Genomic DNA, 14,756 nt, shown 5'->3' on the forward strand with positions numbered 1-14,756 from the left:
GATGCCGACCAAAACTGATGCCGCCAAATGGGATGATTTAAAGACCCGTACACTTTCTGGCATTGGAATGGCCGTTGTTGGTGTGGCGGGAATTGTTGCAGGTGGCGTCTGGTATCAGATGCTCACGGTGTTTGTGACGGCCGTGATGGTTTGGGAAGTTGCAATGATGATCCAACCTGACCGGCCAACCTCTGGCATGTTAGCGGCGGCTTTAACGGCATCCGTTTTGTCGGGGTTGCTTGCCAGTGACTACCACGTGTTTTTACCGCTTTTGCTGATCCCACCGGTCTTTTTGGCGTTGTCGCTGAAAACCGAGCGGCTCGCTGGTTTTTGTTTTGCTTTGGGAATTCTGCTTGCAGGATGGGGCCTTGTTCATTTCCGCGAGACTTATGGCACCGTGTGGACCCTTTGGTTGGTCAGTGTTGTGATCGTCACAGACATTGGTGGATATTTTGCTGGCCGCACGTTTGGCGGGCCTAAATTTTGGCCAAGCGTTAGTCCGAAAAAGACATGGTCAGGAACTGTTGCGGGCTGGGGCCTGTCGGCGCTGATGGGCTATGTTTTTGCGGTTAATACCGACGCAGGTGCGGCTCTTCCCATCATTTCTGTAGCGCTTAGTTTTGCAGGCCAGATGGGTGATGTCGCCGAAAGTGCACTTAAACGGCGGATGGATGTAAAAGACAGTTCCACGCTTATTCCCGGCCATGGGGGTCTGTTTGACCGGTTCGATGCGCTGTTGGGTGCATCCCTTGTAATGCTATTGGTCGCGATGGTGCTTGATGTGCCGGGAGTTGCATTTTGAAACGGGTGAGCATCTTCGGTGCGACCGGAAGTATCGGCCAAAACACGATTGATTTGATCCGCCGCGCTCATGACGAATATCAGGTTGTTGCGCTGTCGGGTGGCGCAAACATAAAGCAGCTGGCTCAAGATGCTATTGAGCTTGGGGCAGAGGTAGCAGTCACATGTTATGACGCGCGCCTTGATGAATTGCGCAGCGCGCTTGCCGGAAGCGGCGTTGAGGCGCAGGCAGGCTCAAACGCGATCAAAGAGGCGGCAGCGCGCCCTGCAGATTGGATTATGTCGGCAATTGTTGGTGTTGCTGGCCTTGTTCCAAGCCTTGAGGCCGTAAAACAAGGCGCTACGCTGGCGTTGGCAAACAAAGAATCCCTTGTCGCTGCGGGCCCGTTACTGATGCGATTGGCGCGCGAAAATAATGCGATCATTCTGCCTGTTGATAGCGAACACTCAGGTGTTTTTCAGGCGTTGATTGGTGAGGAGGTGTCTGCTGTTGAGCGTGTTATAATCACTGCTAGCGGGGGCGCTTTTCGCGATTGGCCTATCGATAAAATTAGGACAGCGACTGTTGTAGATGCGTCAAGTCATCCAAATTGGGACATGGGGCAGCGGATCACCATTGATAGCGCTTCAATGTTTAATAAGTCTTTAGAACTTATTGAAGCCAAAGAGTTTTTTGGCGTTTCGCCGTCGCAAATTGAGACACTTGTCCACCCTGAGAGCATGATCCATGCGCTCGTTGGTTTTAATGATGGGGCGCTGATGGCCCATGTGGGTCCGCCTGATATGCGTCATGCGATCGGGTTTGCGCTTCACTGGCCTGAACGGCGCAAGCTGCCTGTTGAGCGGCTCGATCTGGCCAAGATTGGATCATTCACATTTCGCGCCCCAGACGAAGCACGATATCCCGCCCTAAGGCTTGCCCGCGAGGTGATGGAGCTTGGTGGGCTGTCAGGCGCCGTGTTCAACGGCGCCAAAGAGCGCGCACTTGATCATTTTATTGCTGGTAACATCGGCTTTTTGGATATGGCGCAGGTCGTTGAACAAGTGCTGAGCCAAATGGACGCAGACAATCGCCTCAGAAATGCCGATATCACCCTTGATACGGTGCAGTCCGCAGACCAAATGGCAAGGCAGATCGCGGATATCAAAAGCAAAGCTGCAGCCGCGTAATTTATCTAACGCACCAATAAAAAGCGTGCAGATCGGGCGAATAACATCATGGATTTAGCAAGTCTTATCAGTGAGTTTGGCGGCATCGCCTATACGCTATTGGCATTTGTTGTGGCGCTTTCCGTGATTGTCGCGATCCACGAGTACGGCCATTATATTGTGGGCCGTTGGTCAGGCATTCATGCAGAGGTATTTAGCCTTGGCTTTGGGCCGGTGCTCTATTCACGGGTGGATCGGCGCGGCACTAAATGGCAGATCGCGGCACTGCCGTTTGGCGGGTACGTCAAGTTTCTTGGTGATGCAAACGCTGCTTCCGTTGGAAGCGCTGATGGTGAGGCAGCCCCTGCGCGCAACACAATGGCGGGCGCGCCTTTGTGGGCACGCTCTGCCACCGTCGCCGCAGGGCCGTTTTTCAACTTTGCGCTGTCGATCCTGATTTTTGCTGGTGTGATTTTATGGGATGGCAAAGCTGCGGATCCGTTGACCATCGCTGAACTGCCCTCGTTGCCGCCCAAAATGCAGCAGGGGCTTCAGGACGGTGATGCGTTGATTGAAATAAACGGCTCTGATGTGACGACAACAGAAAAGTTCGCGGCTACATTCCGCTCGCTCCCCAACGAGCCGACCCTCGACTATGTGGTTGAGCGGGACGGCGTCCAAATTGAGGTTTCAGGGCCATATCCATCGGTCCCAATCGTGACCAGTCTGGCGCCGAAGTCAGCGGCGCTGTCTGTGAACATGAAAATCGATGACGTGATCACGGCGATAAACGGGTCTCCTGTTTTTGCCTCGGATCAGGTGATGGCGGCTGTTGTGGCGTCCGAAGGCGCGCCATTGCTGTTGGACGTCTGGCGTGATGGCCAGTCAATGCAATTTACGCTGGTCCCACGGCCGCGCGACACGCCGCTTGCAGACGGAACGTTCGAGCGCCGTTGGATGATTGGCATCGGGATGGGCTGGTTTTTTGAGCCAAAAACAGAACCCGTAGGAATAGGGGAAGCGGTGACTGATGGCGTGCGGCTAACATGGGGTGTGATCACCGGCAGTTTGAACGGACTTAAACAAGTTATCACTGGTGCGATCAGCACGTGTAACTTGAACGGCCCCGTTGGTATTGCCCAAACATCCGGCGCGATGGCCAGCCAAGGGGGGCAGAGCTTTATTTGGTTTATCGCATTTCTATCTACGGCCGTCGGGCTTTTGAACCTGTTTCCGATCCCAGTTCTGGATGGCGGGCATTTGGTATTCCACGCGTATGAGGCGATCACTGGACGGCAGCCGTCAGCGCGGGCGCTCGAGATATTCATGGCCGCAGGACTGACGTTGTTGTTGGGTCTGATGGTGTTTGCCTTGGGGCATGATATTTTTTGCACCTGATGCTTGCCGTTTGATGCGCGCCGTTCGGCATTGCGTGGACGGATATTTGACATAGGCGAAGATGGCTCTTGGTTCATCTCGCTTAATTTCGGCCTTATTTAGCTTATAATAACATCAAGAGCGCGCGTGTGTATGTTCATGATTTCAGGGGGCATCTATGCAAACAATTCATCAATCATATTGCAGCATGCGCCTGGTTTTGGACCTGCATTGGGACCGTGCGCTCTATCTTGCAACAATCGCTGCTGCCCTTTGGGCAGGCAGTGTGATTGGAAGCGTTTCACAGTAGTGATCACGGCCCACATGATCACCTTTTGCGGGCTGTCAGATCGTTTTGACATCATGCTTTAGAAAGGATATTTCTGGCATCAGATTTTAGGTTTGCTGGGGATAGCTAATGGGTTTGCTTTTGGGTGTATGTCGTGCCGGAACAGGTACGATAAAACGAGCGGGCCTAGCAGCAGTGACTGCCGGCTTTATGTCCGGCGCTGTCCACGCGCAGTCTTTTACATTTGATAACGTTGAAATTGAAGGGAACGCCCGCGTTGAAGCGGCTACCATCCTGTCGTTTGCGGGCATTAGCCGGGGTGAGACGATCAGTGCAGGGCAATTGAACGACGCATTTCAACGGGTGCTAAGTTCGGGCCTTTTTGAGGACGTAGTTCTGACGCCACGCGGGAGCACACTTGTGATTGAAGTCGCTGAATTCCCCACAATTAACCAGATCAACGTTGAAGGTAACCGCCGGCTCAAAGATGAGGTTGTACAAAGCCTAATCGCCTCGCAACCGCGCCGCGTCTACAGCCCAAGCGTGGCCGAACAGGATGCCGAACTGATCGCGCAAGCCTACGCGGAGCAGGGGCGTTTGGCCGCAACTGTTAAGCCAAGCATCATTCGCCGTTCTGACAACCGCGTCGATCTTGTGTTCGAAGTAACCGAAGGCCGCGTTGTCGAAGTTGAGCGCTTGTCGTTTACGGGCAACCGCGCTTATTCGGACCGCCGTTTGCGCGGTGTTCTGCAAACCAAACAAGCGGGTATCTTTCGCCAAGTCGTTAGCCGTGACACGTTTATCGAAGACCGCGTGAATTTTGACCGCCAAGTTCTAAGCGACTTTTACGCCTCTCGCGGTTATGTGGATTTCAATATCCAAGGTGTCTCATCCGAGCTGACCCGCGAGCGCGACGCGTTCCTGATCACATTTGATGTCGAAGAAGGCCAGCAGTTCCGCCTTGGAGAGGTCAATGTTGTAAGCCTTTTGGATGATGTGGACGCCGCTGAATTCGAAGATGCGCTAAAAGTTGGTCGCTCACCGGTCTATTCCCCGAACCTGATCGACATCAACATTGCCCGCCTTGAGCGCCGCGCGCTTGAGTTGGGTTTGAACTTTGTGCGCGCCGATCCGCGGGCGACGCGCAACGATCGCGATCTGACCTTTGATGTGACGTTCGAGCTGACACGTGGTGATCGCATTTTTGTTGAGCGCATTGATATTGAAGGCAACTTAACAACGCTTGATCGGGTCATTCGCCGTCAATTCAAAGTGGTCGAAGGTGATCCGTTCAATCCCCGTGAAATCCGCAATTCAGCCGAGCGTATCCGCGCTTTGGGTTACTTCGGTAATGCGGGCGTGCAGGCACGCGAAGGTTCAAGCCCCAACCAAGTTGTGATTGACGTGGATGTGGAAGAACAACCTACCGGTAGCCTATCGTTCGGGGCTAGCTTTGGCACCGCAAACGGTTTTGGCCTGACAGCTGAGCTGAGTGAGCGTAACTTCTTGGGCCGTGGGCAGTCAGTTTCGCTTGGTTTCAACACCACCGATGGTAGTGAATCCCTCAGCTTTAGTTTCAACGAGCCTGCGTTTCTGGACCGTGAGTTGGGCTTCGGTCTGTCCGGCAGCTATGGCACCACCGATAGTGATTTCGCGGCCTACAACACAGAACGCGCACGTCTGTCTCCATCCATCAACTTCCCTGTGAGTGAAAACGGCCGGTTGAGTCTGCGGTATTCACTGGGATTCGAGGAGGTGCTTGATGCAGCTGTAGGTTCACAGCTGCTTAGCGATGATGACGATGCAGGGCGGCAAATTGTCAGCTCTGTAGGTTACACATACAGTTTTGACACGCGTACTACGGGGTTAAACCCTGATGCAGGACTCGTTTTCAGGTTTTCCCAAGACTTCGCTGGTGTAGGTGGAGATAAAGAATATCTTCGTAGTACTTTGTTTGCTGGAACAACTACAAAGGTCCTGAGTGATGAGGTTACGCTTCGTGCGGTACTAGAAGGTGGGGCATTAAACTCGCTAAAAGACAGTAATAGCTCAGTAACTGATCGCTTCGCATCAAGTGGCCGTTTGCGAGGCTTTGAACCCAATGGTTTTGGCCCTCGCGAGGGCGATTTTGCAGTTGGCGGTAACTACTATGCTGTTGTGCGACTTGAGGCAGATTTCCCAATCGGGCTGCCTGAAGAGTACGGCATTTCAGGGGGAGTGTACTTTGATGCGGGATCTGTTTGGGGCTTGGATAACGATCTGATTGATGACAGCTTCTCACTTCGTTCTGCCATTGGTTTTTCAATCTTTTGGAACACCGCGATTGGTCCGCTACGGTTCAACTTCTCAAAACCGCTCGAATTTAAAGAAGACTTCGATAAAACGGAAACCTTTGATCTTTCCGTTTCGACAAGCTTCTAATGCTTAGGGGCGTTTTTGCCTTCTGCGCTGTGCTTTGCATCACCGCGGGTGCTGCACAGGCACAAACAACGCGTGGGCCGGGATTTGATACAGGTGTGGTGATGAGCGCGATCCTTGTGATCGATAGTGACCGCTTCTTCACCAACAGCGAATACGGCAAGCGCGTCGCAACCGATCTTGAAGCAGAGCGGATGCGCCTTGTGCAAACCAAACGTGAGTTAGAGACAGAGCTTGAAGCCGAAGAACAGCGGTTGCTTGAGTTGCGTGATGTCACGCCGGCAGATGAATTTTCGGCGATGGTTGATGTGTTTGATATCCGCGTTCAACGTGCGCGACAGTCCCAAGATGAAACAGGGCGCGTGCTGTCGCAACGATATGAACGCGCACGGGCCGAGTTCATCAATGAGGCGCTTCCGATTCTGGCCAACATTTTGGCCGAGCGTCGCGCAGTAGCGGTACTTGAGCGTGGCAGCGTCTTTTTGTCGGCGGATGCGATCGACATCACGGATGAGGCTATTCGTTTGGCTGATGCTGCCATCGGGGACGGATCAAAATCTGAATAGGGTAGACGTTATCAGTGTGGCTTCGACCGCAGCCTATGAAACTTGCCGCCATCGCTGCGCTTTGCTAGGCAGGGGAACAAGATATAACGCAGGTGACTTTCATGAGCGACGCAGCCCAGACCGATCTAAAATCAGCAGATATTGGCTTGATCCAACGGATCATACCGCACCGCTATCCGTTTCTACTTGTTGATAAAGTTATCGATATTGACGGGTATCAATCCGCTGTTGGCATCAAAAACGTCACCATGAATGAGCCACATTTTCAGGGGCACTTCCCATCCAAACCTATCATGCCCGGCGTGACCATCATTGAGGCACTGGCTCAGACATCTGCTGTGATGGTGGGCGTTGCGATGGACATGGTTGATAAGGATTTGCTGGTTTACTTTATGGGGATCGACAACGCGAAGTTCCGGCGCATGGTTGTGCCCGGTGACGTGGTGCGTTTGGCCGTGGAAACCACCCGGGGCAAAGTCGGCGGAAAAGTCTGGAAATTCCGCGGCGTTGCAACAGTGGACGGTGAGATGGCCGCTGAATGTGATTTCACAGCAATGATGGATTTGTCCAAAGCATGAGTGGAAATATTCACCCCTCAGCGGTTATCGAAGACGGTGCTGTCATTGGCGATGGTGTTGAGATTGGGCCATTCTGCCATGTTGGGCCGCACGTTAAACTGGCGGATGGCGTCATTCTCAAATCACACGTGGTCGTGGCAGGGGATACCGAGATTGGCCCTGAGACGGTTATTTTTCCGTTCTCAAGCATTGGTGAAATCCCGCAAGACCTAAAATTTGCCGGCGAACAGACAAAGCTCATCATTGGTGCGCGGAACCGCATTCGTGAGCACGTTACGATGAACACCGGCACGTCCGGCGGCGGTGGCGTGACACGCGTTGGGGATGACGGGTTGTTTATGGCGGGCTGTCATGTTGCCCATGACGCAGTCATTGGCGACCGTGTGGTAATCGTGAACCAAACAGCAATCGCCGGTCACTGTGTGATCGAGGACGACGTTATCATCGGCGGGCTGTGCGGCATCCACCAGTTTGTGCGCATCGGTACGGGCGCTATCGTTGGGGCGCTTTCAATGGTGACAAATGATGTGATCCCACATGGATTGGTCCAAGGCCCACGGGGCGAGTTGGACGGTCTCAACCTTGTTGGGTTGAAACGCAAAGGCGTCGCACGTGCGGATATCACCGCATTAAGAGTGGCTTTTCAAACGCTGAAGCAAGGCGAGGGCAGTTTTGCCGAACGCGCCGCGCGCTTGGTTCAAGACAGCGACAGTGATTATGTGGCGGATTTGGTGCGCTTTGTTACGGGCACCACGGATCGCCACTTCCTTACCCCAAAATGATTGCACTGATTGCAGGGCAGGGCCAATTGCCTGTTGCGGTGCATCGTGCGCTCAAAACAGCGGGCCGCGCCCACGTCATTGCGGCAATGGGCGATGTCGATCCCTGTTTGCCGGATGTGCGGCCGTTTCGGGTGGAACAATTAGGCACGTTTTTTGCCGCACTTACGGACCTTGGGGTGAGCCTGGTGTGTTTTGCCGGCGCTACCACTCGCCCACAGATTGACCCATCGAAAATAGACGCGGCCACTTTGCCGTTGGTGCCAAAAATTGCGGCAGCAATGGCAGGGGGTGATGATAGCACTTTGCGCGTGGCGATTTCGCTCTTTGAGGGCGCCGGTTTTCAAGTCATAGCTGCCCCGCAACTTGTCGACGGCCTGCTGCCTCCCCAAGGAGATTTGACAGCGCAAAAGCCATCTGAGCGCGATTTAAAAGATATTGCACGCGCCCGTGACGTGCATGGTGCTCTGGCCGCTGCAGACGTTGGGCAAGCGGTGATCGTCGGCCATGGTCAGGTTTTGGCGGTTGAGGCGCTTTTGGGCACCGATTGGATGATGCAGTCTTTGTTACAAGCAGCACCTGCGCAAGACGTGGCAGATGTGTTTTCTGATCCGTTGGGTTTTGCTACGGATGTTTTGGCCGGACCAATCCAAGATGCCCCTCGCCGGAACCCTCGGTTGCCAGAAGGCGGCGTGCTTTATAAGGCACCGAAGGCGGGGCAGGATTTACGAATTGACCTGCCTACAATTGGGCCGGAAACCATTCGTGGTGCCATCGCGCTTGGTCTGAACGGCATCGCGATCGGCCCCAACACGCAAGTTCTGGAACTTGATAAAACCATCGCCGCCGCATCCAATGGTGGGCTGTTTTTACACGTGCTGGCATAGGCGGCCGTGTGGCGATGTCTGATCCTTTGAAAGTGTTCATCATCGCGGGTGAGCCTTCGGGCGACGCACTTGGTGGTGATGTTATGGCGGGGCTGAAAGAGCTTTGTCCAAACATCACATTTGAGGGCGTTGGTGGTCCAAATATGCAGCAACAAGGTCTGGAAAGCCTGTTCGATATGTCAGAGCTGTCCGTGATGGGCTTGGCCGAGATACTGCCGAAATACCGCCATTTGAAACAGCGCATTTCACAAACTGCCCAAGCCGCCATCGCCGCGGCACCTGATGTAATCTTGACAATTGATAGCCCTGATTTTTGTCTTAGGGTTGCAAAACTTGTCAAAGCGCGGCGCGATATTCGCGTCGTTCATTACGTCGCGCCCAGTGTGTGGGCTTGGCGTCCGAAACGCGCACAGAAGATGGCCCGCCACGTAGATCAGGTCTTGGCTCTGTTACCGTTTGAGCCGCCCTTTATGCAGGCAGCAGGGATGCAATGCGATTTTGTAGGCCATCCCGTGGCCAACACTGCTCAGGCGAGCAGACAAGACTGCGCGGCATTTCGTATGCGCCATCAAATTGCAGAAGACGTGCCTTTGGTTTTGGTCCTTCCGGGATCTCGCGGCGGGGAAGTGCGCCGCCTGTCAGATGTGTTTGGGCAAGCGCTTGCCCGTTTTCAGCAAACACACAGCAATGCGCGGTTTGTGTTGCCCGTAGCGCCCTCTGTGAGGGGCCTTGTAGGTGAGTTAACTGCGAATTGGTCGGTCAAACCGATCCTGATCGACAGCGCTAATCATCCCGAGAAGCTGTCCGCGTTTGGCGCGGCTGATATTGCGCTGGCTGCGTCAGGGACTGTTTCGTTAGAGCTTGCCGCCGCACAAACGCCGATGGTCATTGCTTACAAAATGAACTGGCTCACAGCGGCCATTATGCGCCGGTTGATGCGGGTCGATACAGTCACGCTGGTTAATCTGGTGTCTGAAACGCGAAATGTGCCCGAATTTTTGATGGAAAACTGCACAGCCGAGGCCGTGTCGCAGGGTCTATCTACACTTCTTGCGAAACCGGTGACACAATCGGCTGCCTTAGACATCACGATGGATCGTCTGGGGCGCGGGAAAGAGCGGGCAGGGCTGCGCGCCGCACGTGCCATTTTGGGCGGTATCAACAAGCCGGTAGGCTAGGGCTGTTCAAGATCTGTTAATCTCTCAGGCTCCGCGCCAAATCCAACCGCCGCCCAAAATGCGGGTGCTGCCTTCTTCATAAAATACGCAAGCCTGTCCGGGTGAGACACCTTCTTCCGCGCTCAGCAGTTCAACTTCCGCGAATCCCCCCGGTTTTGCGCGCAAAATTGCGGGCCCTGGCGGGCGAGTTGATCGCACTTTTACCAAAATTTCGCGTTCCGCAACGGCCTCAAACGCATTATCGCCAAGCCAGTTGATCTCTTTGATTGGAATGTTGCGCGTCGCCAGCATGTCCTTTGGACCGACCACGACTTCCTTTGTATCCACATCCAGTTTCACCACGTAAAGCGGCTCTGATAGCCCCCCAATTCCAAGGCCGCGTCGCTGACCAATGGTGTAGTGGATGACCCCTTCATGGGTGCCCAAAATACGTCCGTCCGCATGAACAATATTGCCTGGCTCGGCAGCACCGGGACGCAGTTTTTGAATCACCTTGGCATAGTCACCGTTGGGCACGAAACAAATGTCTTGGCTGTCAGGTTTATCCGCCACCGGTAAGCCGTATTTTTGGGCAAGCGCGCGTGTCGCTTCCTTGCTTGGCAAATGACCAAGGGGGAAGCGCAGATAGGACAATTGCTCGGGTGTTGTTGAAAACAAAAAGTATGACTGATCGCGGTTGCTATCTTCGGCTGAATGCAGCTCGGGACCGTGCGCACCCATCTTGCGCTGAATGTAGTGGCCGGTTGCCATGCAATCCGCCTCAAGGTCTTTGGCAGTTTCCAGCAGGTCTTTGAATTTCACCCGCTCGTTACACCGAATGCACGGTACAGGCGTTGCACCGCCAAGGTAGCTTTCCGCGAATTCATCTATCACGGCGTCTTTGAAAATATTCTCGTAATCAAGGACATAGTGGGGGAAGTTCATCTCTTCGGCAACGCGACGTGCATCGTGGATATCGCGGCCCGCACAGCAAGCACCCTTTTTGGCAAGAGCTGCCCCGTGGTCATAAAGTTGTAGCGTAACACCCACCACATCATAGCCTTCTTTGGCCAGCTGTGCCGCCACAACAGAGCTATCGACACCGCCGGACATGGCCACAACGACACGTGTCTCAGATGGCGGTTTAGCAAAGCCAAGTGAGTTAAGACCAGCGGTGTGATCGAGTGCCATAAGCGGTTCTCCGGATGATGAGGTTAATCGCAAGTAACAGGTTTACGCACAGATATAATAAAATTGCGCGTACTAACAAGGTGACGTTTCACCGCTCCTTAAGACACTTGGCTCAAACCGAACAGGACTTTGATACAAGACGAGGACGAAGAATGTTTTTGAAAAAGGTTGACGGCCCCCGATCAGTGACCCTGCCGGATGGTTCGATCATGACCCATGCTGATCTGCCACCCGCATCAACGCGGCTTTGGGTTGCATCGCGTAAAGCGGCTGTGGTGCGGGGCGTGGCGTACGGCCTGTTGAGCCAATGTGATGCGTTGTCGCGCTATAGTTTGTCCGAAGAAGAATTCGAAAGTTGGTGCGATGCGGTCAGCAGTCACAGGCTTAAGGCGTTACGCGCGACACATCTGCAAAGTTACCGTTAGCTTTATGCAACCTAAGGTAGTGTGAAGAGTTGTGGCTCACGCTAACCTTGTGTTAACTAATTGCCTGCACAGTGAGGTCGAAACACTTTACGCAAACGATCCACCGGAGATAAAATTATGCGAGTTCTGCTAGTCGAGGACGATCCTACGACCGCCAAAAGTATCGAAATGATGCTTAACCGTGCCAATCTGAACGTCTACACGACGGATTTGGGTGAAGAAGGGATCGATCTGGCAAAGCTATATGATTACGACCTGATCGTTCTCGATCTTGGCCTGCCTGACATGAATGGTCACGAAGTGCTACGCCAATTGCGCGTTAGTAAAATTGAGACGCCGATTCTGATCCTGCCTGGTTCTGCTGAGGTAGACGACAAAATCAAGGGCTTTGGCTTTGGCGCCGATGACTACATGGTCAAACCATTCCTGCGCGAAGAGCTTGTTGCGCGCATTCACGCGGTGATTCGTCGTTCCAAAGGGCACTCACAGGCAGTCATCGGTACGGGCCAGATTGAAGTGAACTTGGATGCAAAAACTGTGTCTGCTGGCGGTCGTGCGATCCATTTGATAAGCAAAGAGTACCAAATGCTTGAGCTGTTGAGCCTGCGCAAAGGTACAACACTGACCAAGGAAATGTTCCTGAACTACCTTTATGGCGGAATGGATGAACCTGAACTCAAAATTATTGATGTTTTCATCTGTAAGCTGCGTAAAAAATTGGCTCAGGCAACAGACGGTGACAATTATATCGAGACTGTCTGGGGGCGTGGCTATGTTTTGCGCGATCCGCAAACAGGTCTGGGGGACTTGGAGAAAATCGCCGTAAACGGCTGACCGTATCCGGTCACTGCGTAAAGAGTTTAGTTTTTCGGTAAGAGAGGTTCGCAATCGCGGCCTCTCTTTTCGTATGTGCAGGTTGGATGAAAATCGGCACTAAGACTAGACGCCGCCACCCTGCCATTCTACCTATAGCGTCCAATCCACAGTGATGAGCGCCCCCCATGTCCCAGCCACTTCCCGATTTTGACACGCCAGTTGAAAGCTTGGACGCCACAAGGGCCGCACAGGAAGCCGAAACGCTTTCTCAGGCGTTGGCGCAGGCAAATCAGCAGTATTATCAAGAAGATGCGCCGCAACTGACAGATGCTGAGTTTGACCGGTTGAAGGCGCGCCTAACAGAAATTGAGGCAGCTTTTCCAGAGTTGCTGAAAAACAGTAGCCCCACGCAGCAAGTTGGTGCAGCCCCTGCGGATGGGTTTGGCAAAATCACCCATGCGGTCGCAATGCTGTCTTTATCAAATGCGTTCAACGACGAAGATGTTGCAGGATTTGATCAAAGCGTTCGCAAATATCTTGGGCTTGAAGGCGGAGCCCCGCTTGCTTTCACGTCCGAGCCAAAGATCGACGGGCTTTCGCTCTCTCTGCGCTACGAAGATGGCAAACTTGTTTATGCCGCGACGCGCGGTGACGGGACGACTGGTGAAAATGTAACCGCCAACGCCCGTACTATTGCAGACATTCCGCAACATCTGACAGGTGCGCCAGAGACCTTGGAGGTGCGCGGCGAAGTCTACATGAGCCACGAAGACTTCGCGGCCCTGAATGAAAGGCAGTCTGCCCGCGGCGGCAAAGTATTTGCGAACCCGCGTAATGCAGCGGCAGGATCGCTGCGCCAGTTGGACCCAAATATTACTAAAAATCGCCCGTTAAGGTTTTTCGCATATGCATGGGGTGAGGTGTCTGCCCCGCTTGCTGCCACTCAATTTGCGGCAATCGAATCGCTGTCTGAACTGGGGTTTCAGACCAACCCGCTGACAAAGCGGCATAAAACTGTTGAGGGAATGATTGCCAATTACAACGCAATCGCCGAAGCGCGCGCGCAACTGGGCTATGACATTGACGGTGTCGTTTACAAAGTTGATGATCTGGCTTTGCAAGCGCGGTTAGGGTTTCGTTCTACCACGCCGCGTTGGGCAATTGCCCATAAGTTTTCTGCAGAGCTAGCGTTTACCACTCTTGAGGCGATCGACATCCAAGTGGGGCGGACTGGCGCGCTGTCTCCCGTGGCGCGACTGACGCCCGTAACGGTTGGCGGTGTTGTGGTATCTAACGCGACCCTGCACAACGAAGATTATATCGCAGGCAAAGACAGTAAAGGCGCTGAAATCCGAGGGGGCCGCGATATTCGCGTCGGTGATTTCGTTGAAGTCTACCGTGCGGGTGACGTAATCCCAAAAATTCGCGACGTTGATGTGAGCAAACGCGGTGACACTGCTGCCTCGTTTGAGTTTCCAACATCTTGCCCCGAATGTGGATCGGCTGCAGTGCGCGAAGAAGGCGACGCAGTTCGCCGTTGTACCGGTGGCATCGTATGCCCGGCCCAAGCCGTTGAAAAGCTTAAGCACTTTGTCAGCCGCGCGGCTTTTGACATTGATGGTCTCGGATCGAAACAAGTTGAGCAATTCTACAATGACGGTTGGGTCCGTGAGCCGGCGGAAATTTTCACGTTGTGCGCGCGGTTTGGCAGCGGTTTGCAGCAGTTGAAAAACCGTGAAGGGTGGGGCGAGAAATCTGCCAACGGGTTGTTTGACGCCATCGACCTGCGCCGCTCTGTGCCGCTTAACCGTGTGATTTTTGGCCTTGGCATTCGCCACGTTGGTGAGGCTGGCGCTAAACTTCTTGCCCAAACATATCTCAGTTGGAATGCGTTCGAGAGCGCGATGTGTGCGGCGTCCGACCCACAAAGTACGGCTTTGGCGGACCTTTTGAGCATCGATGGTGTGGGCGAGGTGATGGCTCAGTCGGTTGTTTCTACTTTTGCTAACCCTGTTGAGCGCGCCGCAATTGAACGTCTTGTGGCAGAGCTGAACATTGAGGACATGGCCCAGATTGCGGCCTCAGATAGCCCTGTTGCTGCTAAAATCGTTGTGTTCACCGGCACCCTGACGCGGATGAGCCGCGCAGAGGCCAAAGCGCAGGCCGAAGACCTGGGCGCCAAAGTGTCGGGTTCTGTGTCTGCAAAAACGGATTTACTTGTTGCAGGCGCGGCAGCAGGTTCAAAGGTCGCTAAGGCGGAAAAACTGGGCGTAGAGGTTATTGATGAAGACGCTTGGCTTTCCTTGATTGGTCGAGGCTAGGG

The 14,756-nt window shown here is 53.7% G+C and carries 13 protein-coding genes; 12 read left to right on the forward strand and 1 reads right to left on the reverse strand.

Annotated elements, in window-relative coordinates; genetic code table 11:
• Position 1 precedes the first annotated feature (1 nt).
• From ACTF5M_RS03295 to lpxB, 9 genes are all read left to right on the forward strand, one after another.
• On the forward strand, positions 2 to 802 hold the full coding sequence (locus ACTF5M_RS03295) for a phosphatidate cytidylyltransferase (protein ID WP_438959661.1): 801 nt from the start codon (positions 2 to 4) through the stop codon (positions 800 to 802).
• Complete coding sequence (gene dxr / locus ACTF5M_RS03300) at positions 799 to 1,971, forward strand: 1-deoxy-D-xylulose-5-phosphate reductoisomerase (protein WP_438959662.1); 1,173 nt, start codon at positions 799 to 801, stop codon at positions 1,969 to 1,971. The genes ACTF5M_RS03295 and dxr overlap by 4 nt, the downstream gene beginning before the upstream one ends.
• A gap of 48 nt (positions 1,972 to 2,019) precedes the next feature.
• Entirely contained in the window at positions 2,020 to 3,348 is a 1,329-nt protein-coding gene (rseP, locus tag ACTF5M_RS03305) for an RIP metalloprotease RseP (protein WP_438959663.1), read from the forward strand.
• 397 nt (positions 3,349 to 3,745) lie between these two features.
• Positions 3,746 to 6,037, forward strand: a complete 2,292-nt coding sequence (gene bamA / locus ACTF5M_RS03310) for an outer membrane protein assembly factor BamA (RefSeq protein WP_438959664.1) — start codon at positions 3,746 to 3,748, stop codon at positions 6,035 to 6,037.
• 29 nt (positions 6,038 to 6,066) lie between these two features.
• Complete coding sequence (locus tag ACTF5M_RS03315; RefSeq protein WP_438959665.1) at positions 6,067 to 6,600, forward strand: OmpH family outer membrane protein; 534 nt, start codon at positions 6,067 to 6,069, stop codon at positions 6,598 to 6,600.
• Positions 6,601 to 6,701: 101 nt separating this feature from the next.
• Positions 6,702 to 7,178 (forward strand): 3-hydroxyacyl-ACP dehydratase FabZ, encoded by a 477-nt coding sequence (gene fabZ, locus ACTF5M_RS03320; protein ID WP_438959666.1) that lies wholly within the window; start codon positions 6,702 to 6,704, stop codon positions 7,176 to 7,178.
• The gene (gene lpxA, locus ACTF5M_RS03325; protein WP_438959667.1) at positions 7,175 to 7,960 is read left to right on the forward strand and encodes an acyl-ACP--UDP-N-acetylglucosamine O-acyltransferase; all 786 of its coding nucleotides are present in this window, start codon (positions 7,175 to 7,177) and stop codon (positions 7,958 to 7,960) included. Before fabZ ends, lpxA begins: the two co-directional genes overlap by 4 nt.
• Positions 7,957 to 8,844: an LpxI family protein gene (locus ACTF5M_RS03330; RefSeq protein WP_438959668.1), complete on the forward strand. Its 888-nt coding sequence runs from the start codon at positions 7,957 to 7,959 to the stop codon at positions 8,842 to 8,844. The genes lpxA and ACTF5M_RS03330 overlap by 4 nt, the downstream gene beginning before the upstream one ends.
• Before the next feature lie 14 nt (positions 8,845 to 8,858).
• Entirely contained in the window at positions 8,859 to 10,022 is a 1,164-nt protein-coding gene (lpxB, locus tag ACTF5M_RS03335) for a lipid-A-disaccharide synthase (RefSeq protein ID WP_438959669.1), read from the forward strand.
• Between the two features lie 24 nt (positions 10,023 to 10,046).
• On the opposite strand, the gene mnmA is transcribed toward lpxB, so the two are convergent.
• Positions 10,047 to 11,192, reverse strand: coding sequence for a tRNA 2-thiouridine(34) synthase MnmA (mnmA, locus tag ACTF5M_RS03340; protein WP_438959670.1), 1,146 nt, complete (start codon positions 11,190 to 11,192; stop codon positions 10,047 to 10,049).
• 152 nt (positions 11,193 to 11,344) lie between these two features.
• Here mnmA and sciP point away from each other — a divergent pair, with 152 nt between their 5' ends.
• The 3 genes from sciP to ligA all read left to right on the forward strand — a co-directional run bounded on the left by sciP (position 11,345) and on the right by ligA (position 14,754).
• Positions 11,345 to 11,617 carry a CtrA inhibitor SciP gene (gene sciP, locus ACTF5M_RS03345; protein WP_438959671.1) on the forward strand — a complete coding sequence of 91 codons (273 nt, stop codon included), beginning with the start codon at positions 11,345 to 11,347 and terminating at the stop codon, positions 11,615 to 11,617.
• Positions 11,618 to 11,734: 117 nt separating this feature from the next.
• The gene (ctrA, locus tag ACTF5M_RS03350; protein WP_438959672.1) at positions 11,735 to 12,451 is read left to right on the forward strand and encodes a response regulator transcription factor CtrA; all 717 of its coding nucleotides are present in this window, start codon (positions 11,735 to 11,737) and stop codon (positions 12,449 to 12,451) included.
• 167 nt (positions 12,452 to 12,618) lie between these two features.
• Complete coding sequence (gene ligA / locus ACTF5M_RS03355) at positions 12,619 to 14,754, forward strand: NAD-dependent DNA ligase LigA (RefSeq protein ID WP_438959673.1); 2,136 nt, start codon at positions 12,619 to 12,621, stop codon at positions 14,752 to 14,754.
• Positions 14,755 to 14,756 lie beyond the last annotated feature (2 nt).

Source organism: Nereida sp. (genome assembly GCF_965655635.1).
In the GTDB taxonomy this organism is placed as follows: Bacteria; Pseudomonadota; Alphaproteobacteria; order Rhodobacterales; family Rhodobacteraceae; genus Nereida.